Origin of the sequence: Aliikangiella coralliicola, assembly GCF_007004725.1 — a bacterium.
GTDB lineage: Bacteria > Pseudomonadota > Gammaproteobacteria > Enterobacterales > Kangiellaceae > Aliikangiella > Aliikangiella coralliicola.
This window is the reverse complement of sequence record NZ_ML660163.1, coordinates 245150-262414: the sequence shown is the minus strand read 5'-3', so window position 1 is coordinate 262414 and position 17265 is coordinate 245150. Positions and strand designations below refer to the sequence as shown.

Annotated in this window: 14 protein-coding genes; 10 read left to right on the top strand and 4 right to left on the bottom strand. The window is 42.8% G+C overall.

Features of this window, described 5'->3' with window-relative positions; genetic code table 11:
• The first annotated feature begins 140 nt into the window (after window positions 1-140).
• The 7 genes from dksA to FLL46_RS09905 all read left to right on the top strand — a co-directional run bounded on the left by dksA (window position 141) and on the right by FLL46_RS09905 (window position 6782).
• Window positions 141-503 (top strand): RNA polymerase-binding protein DksA, encoded by a 363-nt coding sequence (gene dksA, locus FLL46_RS09935; protein ID WP_342779791.1) that lies wholly within the window; start codon window positions 141-143, stop codon window positions 501-503.
• Window positions 504-574: 71 nt separating this feature from the next.
• On the top strand, window positions 575-1489 hold the full coding sequence (gluQRS, locus tag FLL46_RS09930) for a tRNA glutamyl-Q(34) synthetase GluQRS (RefSeq protein ID WP_142893357.1): 915 nt from the start codon (window positions 575-577) through the stop codon (window positions 1487-1489).
• A gap of 239 nt (window positions 1490-1728) precedes the next feature.
• On the top strand, window positions 1729-3678 hold the full coding sequence (locus FLL46_RS09925; protein ID WP_142893356.1) for an OPT family oligopeptide transporter: 1950 nt from the start codon (window positions 1729-1731) through the stop codon (window positions 3676-3678).
• 108 nt (window positions 3679-3786) lie between these two features.
• Window positions 3787-4350: a dihydrofolate reductase family protein gene (locus FLL46_RS09920; RefSeq protein WP_142893355.1), complete on the top strand. Its 564-nt coding sequence runs from the start codon at window positions 3787-3789 to the stop codon at window positions 4348-4350.
• A gap of 53 nt (window positions 4351-4403) precedes the next feature.
• On the top strand, window positions 4404-5123 hold the full coding sequence (locus tag FLL46_RS09915) for a hypothetical protein (protein ID WP_142893354.1): 720 nt from the start codon (window positions 4404-4406) through the stop codon (window positions 5121-5123).
• Window positions 5116-5685 carry a hypothetical protein gene (locus FLL46_RS09910; RefSeq protein ID WP_142893353.1) on the top strand — a complete coding sequence of 190 codons (570 nt, stop codon included), beginning with the start codon at window positions 5116-5118 and terminating at the stop codon, window positions 5683-5685. The genes FLL46_RS09915 and FLL46_RS09910 overlap by 8 nt, the downstream gene beginning before the upstream one ends.
• Window positions 5685-6782, top strand: a complete 1098-nt coding sequence (locus FLL46_RS09905) for a radical SAM/SPASM domain-containing protein (RefSeq protein ID WP_142893352.1) — start codon at window positions 5685-5687, stop codon at window positions 6780-6782. The genes FLL46_RS09910 and FLL46_RS09905 overlap by 1 nt, the downstream gene beginning before the upstream one ends.
• On the opposite strand, the gene FLL46_RS09900 is transcribed toward FLL46_RS09905, so the two are convergent.
• From FLL46_RS09900 to FLL46_RS09890, 3 genes are all read right to left on the bottom strand, one after another.
• Entirely contained in the window at window positions 6783-7790 is a 1008-nt protein-coding gene (locus FLL46_RS09900) for a M20/M25/M40 family metallo-hydrolase (RefSeq protein ID WP_142893351.1), read from the bottom strand.
• Window positions 7742-8329, bottom strand: a complete 588-nt coding sequence (thpR, locus tag FLL46_RS09895; RefSeq protein ID WP_142893350.1) for an RNA 2',3'-cyclic phosphodiesterase — start codon at window positions 8327-8329, stop codon at window positions 7742-7744. Before thpR ends, FLL46_RS09900 begins: the two co-directional genes overlap by 49 nt.
• A gap of 61 nt (window positions 8330-8390) precedes the next feature.
• Window positions 8391-9899 (bottom strand): CYTH and CHAD domain-containing protein, encoded by a 1509-nt coding sequence (locus FLL46_RS09890; RefSeq protein ID WP_142893349.1) that lies wholly within the window; start codon window positions 9897-9899, stop codon window positions 8391-8393.
• 342 nt (window positions 9900-10241) lie between these two features.
• On the opposite strand from FLL46_RS09890, the gene FLL46_RS09885 reads away from it, so the two are divergent.
• Entirely contained in the window at window positions 10242-10814 is a 573-nt protein-coding gene (locus FLL46_RS09885; protein ID WP_142893348.1) for a TIGR04211 family SH3 domain-containing protein, read from the top strand.
• Between the two features lie 17 nt (window positions 10815-10831).
• On the opposite strand, the gene FLL46_RS09880 is transcribed toward FLL46_RS09885, so the two are convergent.
• Window positions 10832-11311 carry a winged helix-turn-helix transcriptional regulator gene (locus tag FLL46_RS09880; RefSeq protein ID WP_142893347.1) on the bottom strand — a complete coding sequence of 160 codons (480 nt, stop codon included), beginning with the start codon at window positions 11309-11311 and terminating at the stop codon, window positions 10832-10834.
• Window positions 11312-11535: 224 nt separating this feature from the next.
• Here FLL46_RS09880 and putA point away from each other — a divergent pair, with 224 nt between their 5' ends.
• Window positions 11536-15339 carry a bifunctional proline dehydrogenase/L-glutamate gamma-semialdehyde dehydrogenase PutA gene (gene putA, locus FLL46_RS09875; protein ID WP_142893346.1) on the top strand — a complete coding sequence of 1268 codons (3804 nt, stop codon included), beginning with the start codon at window positions 11536-11538 and terminating at the stop codon, window positions 15337-15339.
• Between the two features lie 235 nt (window positions 15340-15574).
• A complete protein-coding gene (locus FLL46_RS09870; RefSeq protein WP_142893345.1) occupies window positions 15575-17032 on the top strand; it encodes an NOL1/NOP2/sun family putative RNA methylase in 1458 nt (485 codons plus the stop codon).
• The last annotated feature ends 233 nt before the right edge of the window (window positions 17033-17265 follow it).

The following is a 17265-nucleotide window of genomic DNA, read 5'->3' as shown; positions in this document are numbered from 1 at the left end:
CGGATAAACTCCATTATTATCAAGTAGTTAATATGGCGGAGAACCAAATGCCAAATAAAAACTCGGCGAAGATAGCAACTGCAACGACTCTTGGCGCGTTAGGTATTGCACCTTACAAAGAGAAGCGCGGTGAAGAGTATATGAACGACGAACAGATCGCGCATTTTAAGGCGATTCTGGAAGCTTGGAAACAGCAGCTCATGGAAGAAGTTGACCGTACAGTTAGCCACATGAAAGATGAAGCTGCTAACTTTCCTGATCCGGTTGATCGTGCCAGTCAGGAAGAAGAATTCAGTCTTGAGTTACGAACACGAGACCGGGAGCGAAAGCTGCTCAAGAAAATCGGCAAATCAATTGCCTCGATCGATGATGAAGATTACGGTTATTGCGAATCTTGTGGCGTAGAAATTGGAATACGTCGACTTGAAGCTCGCCCAACTGCAACTTTGTGTATCGATTGTAAGACGCTCGATGAAATTAAAGAGAAACATTTAAATAAGTAAAAATGTGGCTCGATTGTCTGCTCTACCTTAACAAGCGCCCGATGGCGCTTGTTTTGTTTCAGGCGTAGTCGATGGCAAGTGTGTCGGCTGGACAACAAAATCTAAACTGGATTGGCCGGTTCGCGCCAACCCCTTCCGGTCCACTACATTTTGGCTCGCTGGTCGCTGCAGTCGGCAGTTATTGTGTCGCTCGTCATAAAAACGGTCTTTGGTTGTTAAGAATTGAAGATCTGGATCCGCCTCGCGAGGTTGCCGGAGCCGCTACAGAAATTTTAAAGACACTCGAAGCTTTTGGTTTCGAATGGGATCGGGAAGTTTGCTACCAAAGCAAGCAACAAAATCATTATCGAGCTGCTTTAGAGCAACTTGAAAACCAAAAAGTTACCTACCGCTGTGACTGCAGCCGAAAATTAGTCCTGCAAAGAAATAGTGGCGTGTACGATAGTTATTGTCGTAGTCGTGCACTTGATAACGGTGTTGAAAGTGCTACTCGAATCCGATTTGAGTCGGGGTACGAATCTTTCGAGGATCGAATATTAGGCAAATGCTGTTTTGAACGGCCAGCTGATACTCAGGATTTCGTTGTTCAACGCCGCGATGGTTTGTTTGCTTATCAGTTAGCGGTTGTGGTTGATGATATTGAGCAAAACGTAAATCATGTGGTTCGGGGAGCGGATATTCTAGACTCGACACCTCGACAAAATTATCTGTATCACTGTTTAAAGGTAGCGCCTCCCAGTTATTATCACCTACCGCTGGTTGTTGATGCTCAAGGAGAAAAGTTCAGTAAGAGTCGATTTTCTCCATCGATTAAATGCGAGCAAGCAAGTCGCTGGTTGGTTGAAGCTCTCTGCCATTTAGGCCAGAAAGTTGATCAAAATTTGATTTCGGCAACGCCCCCGGAAATTCTAGACTGGGCAATTACTCACTGGCGTACGAGTGACGTTGGGACCAAAGCGCGCGTTTTTTCTGCGTTAAAAACTTAATTGCTAAACTTTAATATCCACCAATATTGTTATACTTGTCGATTTTTTTTCGGAATCTTTCTGGTTCTTCTCGATCATCGCTCTGGCTATTTAATTTGACAGGCGCTAGATTAGATGTGTCTAATAGTGGGATAAAAATTGCCATATCAGTAAAGAATATTTAGCCTGACTTCTTATCCCGAATTCAAGCTATTGAGACATCTCACATTTAGACATCGAATAACAAAAAGGAGTCTATTTTGGCGCAGCAAAACGGCTTAAACCCGAAAGCTTATGTAGAACTTGAAAAAGGGGAGTCCTACCCACCTTATATTCCGGCCCAGGAAAATATTGCTGAATTTACATTTAAAGCCGTTGGACTCGGGGTGGTTTTTGGCATTATTTTTGGCGCCGCTAACGCCTATTTAGGTTTACGCGCAGGGTTAACAATCAGCACTTCGATTCCGGTCGCAGTGATGGCTGTTGCAGTATTTCGATTACTTGCCAAAGGTGGCATTAAAAGCACCATTCTCGAAACCAATATTGCGCAAACAACGGGCTCTGCATCAAGCTCTGTGGCCAGTGGCATTATTTTCACCTTGCCTGCGCTATTTATGTGGGGATTAGCGCCTGATTTGCTACAAATGACCATTCTGGCAATGTGTGGCGGACTGCTGGGGATCTTATTTATGATCCCGTTACGAAAGTTTCTGATTGAGAAAGAACACGGTAAATTACCCTATCCAGAAGGCACCGCCTGCGCAGAAGTATTAGTGGCCAACGAAGTCGGTGGTAGTAAAGCGAAATACATTTTTTGGGGAATGGGGGTCGCGGCGCTGTTTAAAACGCTGACTTCCTGGCTTAAAGTCATTCCAGATCATGCGACATTAAAAATTCCTTTTATTAAAAAAGCGAGTGTCGGTATTGATCTTTCCGCGGCGCTATTTGGCGTCGGCTATATTTTAGGACCGAGAATTGCGGCGATTATGGTTGGCGGTGGACTGCTTTCTGCTTTGATTATCATTCCTGCAATTGCTTACTGGGGAGATGCACGGACGGTACCTTTATTTCCAGAAACTACTAATTTGATTAAAGATATGTCAGCCGGTCAAATCTGGACACGCTATGTTCGATATATTGGCGCAGGCGCTGTCGCGATGGCTGGTATCATAACCTTAATTCGCAGTATTCCAGTGATGATTGAAAGTTTCAAAGTAGGTGCAAAGCATATTGGTGATGGAGCCACTTCGGTATTACGCACCAGCAATGATTTACCGTTGAAAGTTGTTGCTATTGGTGTGACTGCCATTATTCTGGTGCTAACCTTTGTTCCGAGTGCATTTGGTTCAATTGGCGGGATTGAAACCCGATTGTTAGCGGCTTTGTGTGTTGCACTATTTTCATTTTTCTTTGTCACCGTCGCATCCAGAATTGTTGGATTGGTTGGGGTGACTTCAAATCCAACCAGCGGTATGACTATCGCTGCATTACTCGGCACAGCGACCATATTCCTTGCAATGGGATGGACAGATAATGCAGGTAAAGCTGGAACGTTAATTGTTGGTTGTGTCGTTGCGATTGCCGCGTCAATTTCCGGCGATACTTCACAAGATTTAAAAAGCGGCTACCTATTGGGTGCCACACCAAAAAGACAACAAATGGCTGAGTTGTTAGGTGTTTTAACTTCCGCGACTTTTGTCTGTTTAGCTGTGTTATTACTTGCCGAGACTTTTGGTTTTGGCTCGAAAGAGTTACCGGCACCGCAAGCGACATTAATGAAACTGGTTATTGATGGCGTGCTTGATCAAAACTTGCCCTGGACATTGGTGGCTATTGGTGCCGGAATTGCTATTTTATGCGAGCTAGTCAAAATACCTTCATTACCTTTTGCGGTGGGAGTTTATTTACCTGTGTCGACTATGACGCCTATTTTTATTGGTGGATTGATTAGACATTATTTTGAAAAGAAAACCAAAGACCCGGAACAACTTGACGAAAGGCGTGAAAGAGGCGTTTTGCTAGGCAGTGGATTTGTCGGTGGAGAAGGCTTACTAGGCGTTGGTATCGCGGCTGTCGCATTTATTCAAAGTAAAAAGCCTGACGGCATTGGTAGTGGTTGGGCAGGAAGTGAAATGTTGGCCATGCTTGCTGGCGCGATCGGTTTTGCCTTACTAGTAACCTGGTTTTTCAGGTTGATAAAAAAAGCATAAATTAGTCCTGGCTTCCTTTTTATTGGCAGGAAGCGGGACAAGTCAGCTCGATAGCGAACAAGTTTAATTTGCCTGGTAATTGAATTAACTGGATGAGAATCAATCGTTATGGATATTAAGTTTACCTCGTTTATTGCAACTAGTCTGGATGGGTATATCGCTCGTCTTAACGGCAAGTTAGATTGGCTAAACGATGCGGCTGATAAAAATAGTACAGAGGACTATGGTTACCAAAATTATATCGCTGCAATTGATTGCATTGTGTTAGGCAGAAGTTCATTTGAGAAAACTGCTTCATTTGCTGAATGGCCTTATCAGAAAAAACGCGTCATTGTTTTAAGTCGAACATTGAAAGAGCCACCTGAAGATTTTGCCGACAAAGTGGCAGTATTTAATGGGTCAATTGAGTTACTTGCCGTTGAGTTACAAAACCAGGGAATTCAGCGAGTTTATGTTGATGGTGGATTAACCATTCAGTCTTTTTTCAAAGCTGACTTGATGGATGAAATTACCATCACTCAGATTCCGGTACTTATCGGAAGGGGGTTGCCATTATTCGGAGAGCACTCGGAAGATATCAAGTTAACCTTGCTGCAATCAAATTCTTTTCCTAGTGGATTTGTACAATCAAAATATCGAGTCGAGCGGCAATCTTCTCGGTATTTTGATTAATTACATTATAGTGTTCAGATAATCAAACGATGTTTTATAAGGAAGTTGTTAGTATGTTTGGATTGGGAAAATTTTTTAGAAAAAAAAGTAAAAATATAAGTCTCCAATTTGAAGCCGCTTTGGGAGAAAATCTCCATGCACTTATTCAGTATGGCAGTTCTGTCAAAGGTAGTGCACGCCGAGATTCCGATGTTAATTTACTCGTTGTTCTTAACCTTTCGACCCCAGAAGCACATAGTGCTATTCATGAGATCATTCTTGAAAATCCAGATATTGAGCCTTTTACATTAGGTATCCGAGGATTTGATAGAACGGTTTCTAGCTTTGCTGTGAAGTTCTTGAGTATTAGTCGGCATTATAAAGTGTTGAGTGGTCATGATGTGTTGTCAAGGCTGAACATTTCTCTTGAGCATGAGCGTTTTCTTGCTGAGCAGGCATTGCGAAATCTTCGTTTAAAAATCGTTCATTGTTTTGTTAAGAAAGGAGCGACCAAGGCTTATCTTCGGTTTGTTTTATCCTTAACGACATCAATCATTATTGATATTTCTGAGGTGTTACGCTGCAATGAGTTAGAAGTTCCTGTTAAGCATAGTGAAAGAGTTGATGTTTTTGCCAAACATTTTGAATTTGATGTTTTCGTTCTTAAAACTTTGATTACTTATAAGGAGAGCTCTTACAGTCTTACCCAAAGTGAAATCGAAAACCTTCACCGAAACCTCTTTATTTTGTTAGATAATATTCTGCTCTACATTGAGAGTAATTGGCATGAGTAAGAGCGGCATCACTAATTATGTTGATGTCCGGTGCCCCTATTGTTTGGTCAAACGAAAAGTTAGCCAAAAAAGTAAAGCGAAAGTTAAATGTGTAAAATGTTTAAAACGCTTTTCTCCAAAATTTGCGTTGTCGATTGATGATGACAAGCTAGCTAATATTCCGATGCAGGATAACTCAATTAGCGGTTTTACACTCTTGCTGTTTGCAATTATTTTGCTGCTGGTTAACTTATATGTTTTCAGGCTGGGTGAAGATACTGATGGTGAAAGCTTCTCTATTGGTTATTTAATTTTCACTATTATTTGTGTGGTTCTTAGCCGGATAGACATGCGCGGGTTTAAACACTTTGCCTTTTCTCTGGTAGCGTCAACTGGGGTCATGCGGCTGGTAATGGGAATGTCGGCTGGGATGTCAGATTTTGGTTTTTTATTGTTCATCATGATTATTGGTGGAAGCTTAACCCTGGCGAATTCCTTGAGCGACGTCTTTAGTGACAAAGGAGGTAGCAGTGGTGGTGGGTGCAGTGGTGGCTGCGGCGGTGGTTGCGGAGGTTGTGGATAATGCTCAAATCCGTTTGGTCAAACCTGATTTTCTTTAATAAATCAAAGAGCTTTCAGTCACCACATCTGCAATGGCATCTTACCGATAAATGTAACCTTCGTTGCACACATTGTTATCAGGATTCCTATTGTGATAACGGGTTGAATTACGATGAAATGCTAGAAGTATTGGAGCAATTTCGGTGTTTGTTACTACATTTTAGAGAGCGAAATGGTTCGAAAATTAAAGGTCATATTACGCTTACAGGTGGAGAGCCATTGGTAAAAAAAGGATTTTATCCGTTATTGGAAAAAATTGCAGCGGATAGCGATCTTTATACTTTTGCTATTTTAACTAACGGTACACTCATTGATGATAAGAAGGCGAAATGGTTGAGCGGTTTGAAGCCCAGATACGTTCAAGTCAGTCTGGACGGCAGTGAATCGGTGCACGATGAAATTAGAGGTTTGGGAAATTTTCACAAGACGAAACGCGCAATTTCAATTCTAAAGTCGAATGACATTCGCGTCATGGTATCTTTTACCGCAACCAAACGAAATTTTCGGACATTTCCTCAAGTTGCTGATGCGTGTCGTGAAGTTAACGCTGACTTTCTCTGGTCAGATCGGTTGATACCCGAAGGGAGCGCAGAAAAGAATAGGGAAGTAATAATGACAAAGGAGGAAACCAGTTACTTTTTTCGCATCATGAAGGCCGAAGCTGATAAGTGTCATCAGGATAAAACAACGAAAACTCGGGTAAAGATGCACCGTGCACTTCAATTTCAATTTTCCAACTCCACTCCTTACCGGTGCGTGGCGGGAGAAACTCTGTTGACGGTAATGCCTAATGGAGATTTATACCCTTGCCGTCGAATGCCGGTGAAAGTTGGCAATGTATTAGAAACGCCTTTAGCATCGCTTTATTACAATGCGCCGTTGTTAAGAAGTTTACGGGACAGTAAAAAGGTCAGTCAAGGATGTGAGAAATGTGACAGCAATCAGGATTGTAGAGGTGGATTAAAGTGTTTGTCTTATGCCGTTTATGGAAATGCACATGTTAAGGATCCCGGATGTGAAGTTAATTCGGAACAGGCATTGAAAATAACGAGTCTATGATTATTGGTCAATCGGTTCTTGATCAAGTAATCGAAAGGTATTGACAATGGTTTCAACTGAAGCGGTAAAAAAGTCTGCGTTAATATTCTCAAATGTATCGGAAGGTTGATGATAATCTTTATGTAAGTCGACTCCAAAATATAAATAAGGGATCTTCTTTTTGACAAAAGGAGAATGGTCGCTAGCGTTGTCCCAATTCGTTGACTGAACGCTCGCGCCACGAATTCGAGTTCTTCCTTCGTGACCTTTTCTTAAGCAGACTTTTGCCTGATTTATACTTTTGGCCGCGAGACTATTAAGCTGTTTATTTTTTCTTGTACCTGCAAGGTAGAGTCTTTTTCGATAGCCTCCACGAGCCACCATATCCAGGTTAAAATTATATTTTATTTGCTCGAGTTCAACTGGTGGATTTTTGATAAACGCTTTCGCTCCGTGAAGGCCATCTTCTTCAGCATCAGTAGCGACAAATATGACCGAACGGCGCGGTACATTTTTTGAAAGATATTCAGCCAGACTCAGCATTGCCGAAACGCCTGACGCGTTGTCGTCCGCGCCATTAAAAATGCGACTCCCTTTTTTTCCTAAATGATCGTAGTGTGCTGTGACGACAATATATTGATCGGAATATTGCTTACCTTTCAACCAGGCAATCATGTTAACACCTTGTTGTTGATCGCTTCCGTATTTGAAAAAATGTCGAAAGTTTTCTTCAAAGGACTTTAATTTTATTTGTTGGAAGCGTTGGGCGATAAAATCCTGAGCATTGGCGCTGCCTTTGGTACCAACTTTTCGGCCTTCCATTGAATCGGCGGAAAGTATTTTCAAGTCGTTGAGTAAAGTCTGCCGGTCGATCAGAAGCGTTGGCGAAGCATTTGGTGGGCAAGGCGGTAGTTTGGAGGAACAGCTAACAACCAGAATGAGCGATAGTAACGTGAATAAACGCGTTGTAAAGTTTAACCTTACTCGCCCAGCAACTTTTGTTTGATACTTAAACCTTGCAGTGGCCATGTTTCAAGTGATTGATAGTAAATTCCGCTTTTGCCTGTTTCCGATAGCATTAAGCTAACTTCCGATACTTTTATTTTAGCATCTATACAAAAATTTTCTTCTGGCATCTGCTCCACCTTTCTGAATAAGGTGAGATGGGGACGGTACTGACGTTTATCAAATTGAAAATAGCCAAGATTACTAACTTGATTTTCTATCTGCTTTTTACAATTTATTAGATTCTGCCCAGGATCGTCGATGGATAACGCCATAATTTTAGGCTTTGGCCAATAGAAGAGATCCTTTAGTGTTACTTCAAACGGAACTTGTTGAATTGGTTGAATGCCATCCAGAAGCAATTCAAGTTTCTTTTCCGGAAGGTTGCCTAAAAAGCTTAGTGTGATGTGGAAATTACTACCTGGGACGGGCCGTGCTTCGATATCCGTTATTGAGTCTTGAAAGTCAATTAATGTCGTTTTGGTGGACGGCGAGAGATCTATCGCGAAAAACAGACGATATTGTTTACTGGAAGCGCGTTTAGCAGATGAACCTTTCGCCATTACTTAATTGTCGATGATCGGAATTGGTTAACTATTTATTAATATCTAAAATAGAGCACCTTTAATTCCAGTATGGATTCGATTTGAACGCGGCTTTTCGAGTTTGCGCAACAGCTTCCAAAATCGGCTGATTTCGAATGTTCAACCATTCTTCCACTTCATCTTTTTGATGGGTTTCAAGTTGCAGTTCGAATATGTAGTCGTTCATTTGTAATTCACGGATGCCATCTAGAATGTCGACCCAAGGTTTACGATAAGCCAATCTTTTTTGTGAATCGAATAACCCGCCAAAAAATAACCCTGTGTCCAGCGCTCGCCGGATTTTTGCGATTAATTTAAAATACTCTCTTGGAGAAAGTTCGACCTTAGGCCCTAGATCTCTTTTCAGCTCTTTTAGCATATGTTCAAGCTGCTTACGGGCAAAATCGATAATCGGCGTTTTCAGGTTATCCTGTTCTTTTTCAGGAATAAAGTCGCGCCATTCTTTAAAATAAAGCCACTGTGACATATTCAGCATCATCAGATTGTATCTTGGTGTCGCCAACAACGATTTGAATTCTTCAATCGCTTGCTTAACCTCTGACTCGATTTTCTTTTGCTGTTCTTCCACCAGGTCCCAGTCTGCTTTTTGCTTTAAATAGCGCATTAGGTAACGCTTATGTTTGGCTGCATCCACAATTGGCCTCATCGCCTCGGCTAACCATCCCCAGTTATTACGTAAATCAAGGGTTGCCTGACGCGGAATTAAGCCGCCGAACACCATGTACATGTGATGAAGGTAAATTAACGCGCGATACATCTCCAGTACGGCAGAGTGGGCATTTTCTTTGTTAAGAAATAGTTCATAATACTGCCAGTGTTTTAAAGCTGAAAAGCAAATTTGCTCGAAGGCAAGTTCAGACTCAATACCCTGGCTAAGCTCGGTCACTTGCATTCGGTAATAATCCGGCGGTAGCTTTTCGCAGAGACTATAACCACGGCGTGCCTTACTGGCGTTGTAAAGGGTCAGATCGAGCTCTTTGATCAGATAACGGCCGATGGCAAAAAGATACTCGGCGCTTCCTTCGTATAGCTCAAGTTCTACTTCACATATTTCGACGGAATGTTCGTCAGCAGTAATCTGACCGATATCGAGTGAAACTTCTATTTTGGTACTGTCTGAAAACGTTAACAAACATGAGGTTCGGTCAAAATTGGTGTTAAAACTCGGTTTAAATTCGCCGTCTTCTTCGTTGGCTTCTTCGATTAAAATTTGTAGGTAGGGCTCCGTAATCTGAGTGATATCCAGCTCATTAGATTGAAGTTCGATTTCATCTTCATTACGCTGGTGTAGGCCGCCGATGGCTTTACCGGAAGACTTCACGGTTTGAATGTATTTGTCGCCGATCTGCCTGATCCGCATCCCAATCGCCATTTCACGTAACTTGAAGTTTTCGGTGTCGAAATAGGTATTGTTCAGGCGTTGAGTTTGCCAGGGACTTTGCGATTCAGCGCCTGGAAAGTCTAACTCTCTGATTTTATTTATTTTTTCTGGTGTTGCGGCGAGCTTAAGCTCGAGTTCGCTAGCCATAAATAGACCTGTTTTTTTCACTGTAAGGCGCTATTTAACCATTCATCGATGAATTTGTCATTACTTCAGATCAAGGCAAGGTCGATTTCAATTACAAAAAACGTGACTCTGGTTGGTTTTAATCAATGAGACTATTTCGTACAATAGACGCTGTCTAAAATTCAGCTGTACCGGGCGAAGCCATTAATTGTCAGTTAAGTCGTGATTGGTGTGCTTTAATCTCGGTTGATTCCACGGTTTTGATTTCTCGTATTATTCGAGTGGCGATGTTATTCACCGTCTTGTCGTAATAGCAATGTTGGAAATGAAACTTTCGATTGAAAACAAAAGTTCGTAAAAGTAATGAATATTAAATTAATTTTAGTTTTGCTGGTGGCTGTTAACAGTTTAAGTTTAGCCGCCGAAACGATGTACGTTGACGACAAAATCCAGGTTTGGAGTCGTACAGGCCCTTCTAATCAATACAAAGTTCGTTTTAAGCTTTTGCCGGGAGCCAAGCTGGAGGTTATCCAGAAAAATGAAGAAACTGGTTTTGCAGAAGTCAAGGACACGGCAGGTCGAGTTTCCTGGATTGATAGCAAATTGTTGTCCAATCAGCCGACTTCTCATCAGTTGCTAGCCGATGCAAAAAGGCAGATAGAAAAGTTAAAGCGGGACAATGCCGATAAAGTTTCAACTTTAGAAAGACGTTTGAACGAGTTAGAGCCACTGGAAAAAATTAACCAGGATTTACAGAGCAAGCTTGCGAAGATAGAAACTGAGCTTGAGCAGTCGCGCCAAAAAGGCCAGGTATACGAAAGTGGTTTTAAAAGTGAAGCCTTTTTTGCTGGTGCAGTTGTCGTACTTGGCGGTATGTTATTCGGGTGGCTTTTAACCAAGCTGGGTGGCGGAAAGCGAAACTCTGGGTGGAACTAGCTTGTTTCATGGCTGTATCAGACAATCGGTAAGCCTTCATCGTTTTTAATCTTTTCAATGACAACATAGGTGTGGTTCTTCGCCACACCAGGAATATCCACGACTTCGCCAAGAACTGCACGGTACTCGGCCATACTGGAGATTCTAATTTTTAACAGGTAGTCGAATCCGCCGGCTACCATGTCGCACTCAGCTATTTGCTTAATTTCCTGAACTCGCTCAGCGAAACTATCAAACACTTCGGAAGTCGATTTATCCAGAGTCACCTCAACGTAAGCGGTTAACCCAAACTTGAGTTTGGCTGCATTTAGCACCGCGCCATAACGCTCAATATAGCCTTCAGCCTCGAGTCTTTTGACGCGATCCAGGCAGGGGCTGGCACTCAAGTTGACTTCTTTAGCCAAATTAACATTAGAAATGCGGCTATTTTTTTGAAGAGCGTCTAAAATTGCTAAATCGATTCTATCGAGTGGGCGAGTTTTGGTGGGTTTCAGCATTTTCAGTATATTCTACGGCAAAAACAGTTCAATTCCGGGTAATTTACGGTAGTTGGCCAAATATAACCAGCATATTCTGCTGTTTTTTCTATAAAATGCGTCCTCTAATTATTTTGAGCTTTCAAATTTGTTCGTCAGCCAGACATCATTCAGACGTGTGATCGAATGAATTTCAAAGCTTTGCAGCCCTAAATCAATACTGAACTATTTCTGAGGATTTTCTTATGTTATTCAATGGCAGCCTGACCACCGAATGTCCCATCCGGCAAAAGATCCGTGATTTTTATCGTATTGATGAGAACCAGGTCATTAACCATATTTTACCGCTGGCTGAAGTCGGAGTTTCTGCGCGAAGCCGCGCCTGGGAAAGAGCTCGTCAGATGGTAGTCAATATCCGTAACGATCAAGAGGGTCAGGGCGGTATTGATGCGTTATTGAATGAATTTTCTCTCTCCTCCGAGGAAGGTGTCGTCCTTATGTGTCTGGCAGAAGCCCTGCTTCGAGTGCCGGACGCAGAAACCCAAGACAGCCTTATTCGTGACAAACTGGCCAATGGTGACTGGAGTTCTCATCTAGGCAATAGCGACTCGCTATTTGTTAATGCATCTTCTTGGGGGTTGCTTGTTACTGGCAAGATGGTGAGTTATTCCGATAGAAATAAAGAAGATCAGTTTGGCGTGCTAAAGAGAACAATCGGCCGACTCGGTGAGCCGGTTATTCGTAAGTCAGTGAATTTCGCCATGAAAATAATGGGAAAACAATTCGTGATGGGGAGGACCATTGATGAGGCGATTGAACGAGCGGTAGAAAAAGAGCAAAAAGGTTACGCCTATTCCTACGATATGTTAGGAGAAGGTGCCAGGACGATGAAAGATGCTGATCGTTATTTTGAGAGTTATATGATGGCGATCGATGCAATTGGAGAAGCGGCCAAAGGCAGAGGACCCATTAAAAGCCCTGGTATTTCAGTGAAGCTTTCTGCGATTCATCCACGATATGAGTTTACTCATAAAGAAAGGGTGATGAATGAACTTGTTCCAAAGCTGAAAAAGTTGGCCATGGCCGCAAAAAGTTATGATATCGGGTTTACCGTTGATGCAGAAGAAGCCGACCGTCTCGACATTTCACTCGATGTTATTGAAGTGGTATTTTCCGACGAAGCGCTTGGTGATTGGAACGGGTTCGGTTTGGCGGTTCAGGCTTATCAGAAACGCGCCATTTTTGTGATTGAATGGTTACGCCAACTCACTGAACGAGTTGGCCGCAAATTAATGGTGAGGTTGGTTAAGGGCGCTTATTGGGATACTGAAGTTAAGACGACCCAGCAGGATGGACTAGAACATTTTCCTGTTTTCACTCGCAAGGCTGCCACCGACGTTTGTTATAAAGCGTGTGCGATCAAGTTAATGGAATATAGAGATACCATCTATCCACAGTTTGCGACTCACAACGCTTATACCGCAGCCACCGTGTTAGAAATGGCAGAGGGCGATACCGAAGGATTTGAATTTCAACGGTTACATGGAATGGGCGAGTCTCTGTTCGATCAAATTGTCACCCAGGATAAGGTCCAATGTCGTGTTTATGCGCCGGTGGGACAACACGAAGATTTGCTCGCATACCTGGTCAGACGCTTACTCGAAAATGGCGCAAACTCTTCTTTTGTTAACGCCATTGTTGATGAGTCGAAGCCAGTGGAATCGTTATTGCCTGATCCTGTTGAAAAAATTCAGCGGCTAAAAATAAAAGAAAATCCGCAAATCGATTTGCCCAAAGCGCTGTATGGCGAGGAACGTGATAACTCCAGCGGTGTTGATCTGACTGATATTAATCACCTCACGCCAATGAAACAAAATCTCGATAAATGGTTTGCTGCGAACAAGCTGTCTCTGGATGAGGTTCCAGAAGGGTCGCAAGCAGTCACTAACCCTGCGAACTTAGGGGAAATTATCGGGCATATTCGGCATCAGGATCCAGCCGAAATGAAACAACTCGTTGAAAATGCGGAAGCGGCTTTTAGTAGTTGGTCTAAAACGCCGGTGCAGGAGCGTGCTGATGTATTACGTCGAACTGCAGATATTCTAGAGCGTCACCGCGATGAATTGATTGCATTGTGTATCAAAGAGGCAGGAAAGGTTGCACAAGACGGTGTGGACGAGGTCCGCGAAGCTGTCGATTTCTGCCGATATTATGCGGCCCGTGCTGAAGCGCTTGCAGAAGATGATCGTTTCGAGGCGCGTGGCGTTATTTTATGTATTAGTCCATGGAATTTTCCCCTGGCGATATTTCTTGGGCAGGTCGCGGCAGCAGTTGTAACGGGCAATACAGTAATTGCAAAGCCGGCTGAACAAACTAGTTTGATAGCCATTCGAACGATCGAGTTAATGCAAACAGTTGGGTTGCCAGAGCATGTGGTACAACCGGTAATTGCCCGCGGAAGCAAAGTGGGACAAGTGATAGTACCCGATGAGCGGATCAAGGCAGTGATGTTTACCGGCTCTACCGAGACAGGAACACGCATTTCGCAAACGCTAGCCGAACGAGGCGGTGATCAAGTTCCATTAATTGCAGAGACTGGTGGTCAAAATTGTATGATCGTTGACTCCACTGCTCTGCCAGAACAGGTTGTCGATGATGTGATTTCGTCAGGGTTTCAAAGTGCGGGTCAGCGGTGCTCGGCGCTGAGAGTGTTATTTGTGCAGCAGGAAATCGCAGACAAGGTGATTACCATGTTGAAAGGCGCCATGGAGGAACTCCATGTGGGTAACCCTGAAATGTTGTCGACCGACGTCGGCCCGGTAATCGATCAAAAAGCGCTCGATGCTTTGAATGAGCATGTGGAGTACATGAAAAACAGGGGCAGTTTAATTTACCAATGCGAGGTGCATGATAACGCAGAAAACGATCACTTTTTCTTCGCACCACGTTTATATGAAATTGAGAATTTATCGGTATTGAAAAATGAAGTTTTTGGTCCCTGTGTTCACGTGATTCGTTTTGACGGAACTAAGTTGGACAATGTGATTAATCAGGTAAATAGCACCGGGTTTGGATTAACTATGGGTATCCACAGTAGAATTCAGGAACGTGCTGACTATCTGGCCAGAGCGTCCCGTGCAGGTAATGTTTACATTAATCGTAACATGATCGGCGCTGTCGTAGGTGTTCAACCGTTTGGTGGAAGAGGTCTTTCTGGTACCGGGCCCAAAGCGGGCGGTCCTGGTTATCTGACTCGACTGGTAAAAGAAAAAGCATCACCAGAAAATGTGCAAGCGACTAATATTAAATCGGATGAGGTAGACTTTCAGGTAACCCGTGAAATTCAAGCTTCCGTTTCTCAGCTGATGGCAAATGCGCGGAAGGAAGAAAAAAATTGGCGCAATGCTGATTTAAATGATCGCATTTCGACAGTGCGTCAGTTAATCGCGAAAGTCGCTACCGTTGAAAGTGTCAATGAGTTAGCCGACGATCTGGAGCAGACGCTCAGTGACGCCAGAGCACAGCTGATTAGAATTGAAAAACGATTATCAAATCCGGTGGAGCTGCCGGGGCCAACCGGTGAGTCGAATAAACTTTACCTTGAGCCTAGAGGCTGTGTGGTATGTTATGCTGATAAAGATACGTCGTTTAATTTCTGGGCGATTTCGATTATTTCCGCGCTGGCAGCAGGGAACACGGTTATTACAGTTGTGTCTGATCTTTTTCACAAAGAAGCGCTCGCATTTCGCGAGAAGTTTTTAGCGACCGGTGCGGCTGAAGGCGTTCTTCAGGTGGCGAAGCTCAGTCATCTGCAAGCCATTCTCGCGCACCCTTACTTGTCTGGTGCAGTTGTCGGTAGTGGCTGCGAGCGAAAAAGTTTTGTTAATGTTCAACTGGCAGCCCGTAAAGGGGCGATTTTACCCGTTATCAGCAGTGAGTATTATGATACTTTGATTAATCGCTTATTGACGGAAAAAACTGTTAGCATTGATACTACAGCATCTGGTGGTAATACATCCTTGATGACTTTAACGGAGGATGATGAATGACACTGGTCGTGGAAGGTTAGTCATTAACAACTAATTAGAGTGGGTTAGGTGCGTTTTTCGTGGCGTAACCCACTTAAAAAAATAAACAGATCATATCGCCGAATCAATATGCTGAATTAATATGCTGAATCAATATGCTGAATCAATATAAATAGATCTGAGAATAACTAAGTTGCGTAGTTAATAGGCGCTGTTAGAAAATAGCGGACAAAAATATTAAAGTAAGAATTAGTCTATGTCTCAACACGATCCCATTCAATTGACATCCGGAGGCGAGCTTCATCCTGATTATTTGCAGCACGCTCGCGCAACTTTTTTAAATCCCGAAGAAGAGTCAGACTTTATCGCAGCATGCGGGCGTCCGCTCCGTAAAAGTATTCGTGTTAACACACTAAAAATCAGCGTCGAAAATTTTAAAGAAATTGCGGCAGGTTATCACTGGCAATTAACGCCTATTCCGTGGTGTGAAAATGGCTTCTGGTTAGCGAGAGAAAATGAAGAGCAGTTATTATCCTTAGGCAACTTGCCACAACATTTGCAGGGATTATTTTACATTCAGGAAGCCAGTTCGATGTTACCACCGGTTGCATTGCTAAAGGAATCTGTTGTTGAGCAGCCACTGGTTGCTGATATGGCCGCTGCGCCCGGTTCAAAAACAACACAGTTGGCAGCCATGCTCGATAATCGTGGAATGGTGCTGGCAAATGAACTTTCAGCAAGTCGTCTGAAAGGCTTACATAGCAATCTGGTTCGTTGCGGCATTCTTAATACCTGTATGTCACACCAGGATGCGCGCAAAATTGGCGTATTGATGCCCGGTCAGTTTGATTATGTTTTACTTGATGCGCCATGTGGCGGAGAAGGGACGGTGCGCAAAGATGTTAACGCGCTCAAACACTGGGACATTGATAAAGTTGAGGAGCTCGGTCAACTGCAAAGAGAATTAATATTGTCAGCTTATCAAGGGCTAAAACCCGGCGGTCGATTAGTTTATTCTACTTGCACTTTGTCACCGCAAGAAAACCAACATGTTGCTAATTACCTTGCCAGCGAGACAGATGCAACGATTGTTGACTTGAATTCATTATTTGACGGTGCTGAAAAAGTTGCAACAGATGAAGGGTATTTATTAGTTCTTCCACATACTTTTGATAGTGAAGGTTTTTTTATTTCGTGCTTTATCAAGCCGAAGGATTCTATCATTGAGAGGGAACCCAAGAGTGTCTACTCTACGCCATTTACTAAAGTTTCGCGTCAAATACGGCAAAAGCTTTCTCATTATTTTCAATCGCAATTTGGAGTCGATATTGAGCCTGATGGATATGAATTAAAACAAAGAGATAAGGAAATATGGCTATTTCCTTCCAAACTAGCGGAGTTTGACCAGTACTTGAAAATAAATCGTTTCGGCATGAAAGTTGCGCAAGTTTTTCCCAATAAAATTCGTTCAACTCATGAGTTTGCCTGTTGTTTCGGAGATAGGGCCAATCGCCAGGTGGCCTCACTATCTAAAGAGCAGGCTTCATATTTTTATCGCGGTCAAAATATTGAGTTAAAGGATCCTGGTTTTAGCGATGGTGAGATTTTATTGTGCTTTGAAAATAACGTGATTGGTTTAGGGCAAAATAAAAAAGGAAAAGTTAAAAACGGACTGCCGAGAGAATTGGTCAAAGATAACTACGAAATTAAATAGTGCTTTCAAATTAAGTAGTACTTTCAAATAAAATACCCTCAAGTAAAAAGCGCTACCTAGATAACACATAATTGGTTTACCAGTGTAACTTTTATCCCTGTATTGCATCACTGCTTATATTTAGCTTGAAACAATAGGAATAGTTAATCTTCACAGCTCTATTTTTCAGGCTCGATGAGTTTTCAAGTTCGCTCATTTTTATTTTAACGTCTATAGTTTCTACGAGATAGTGT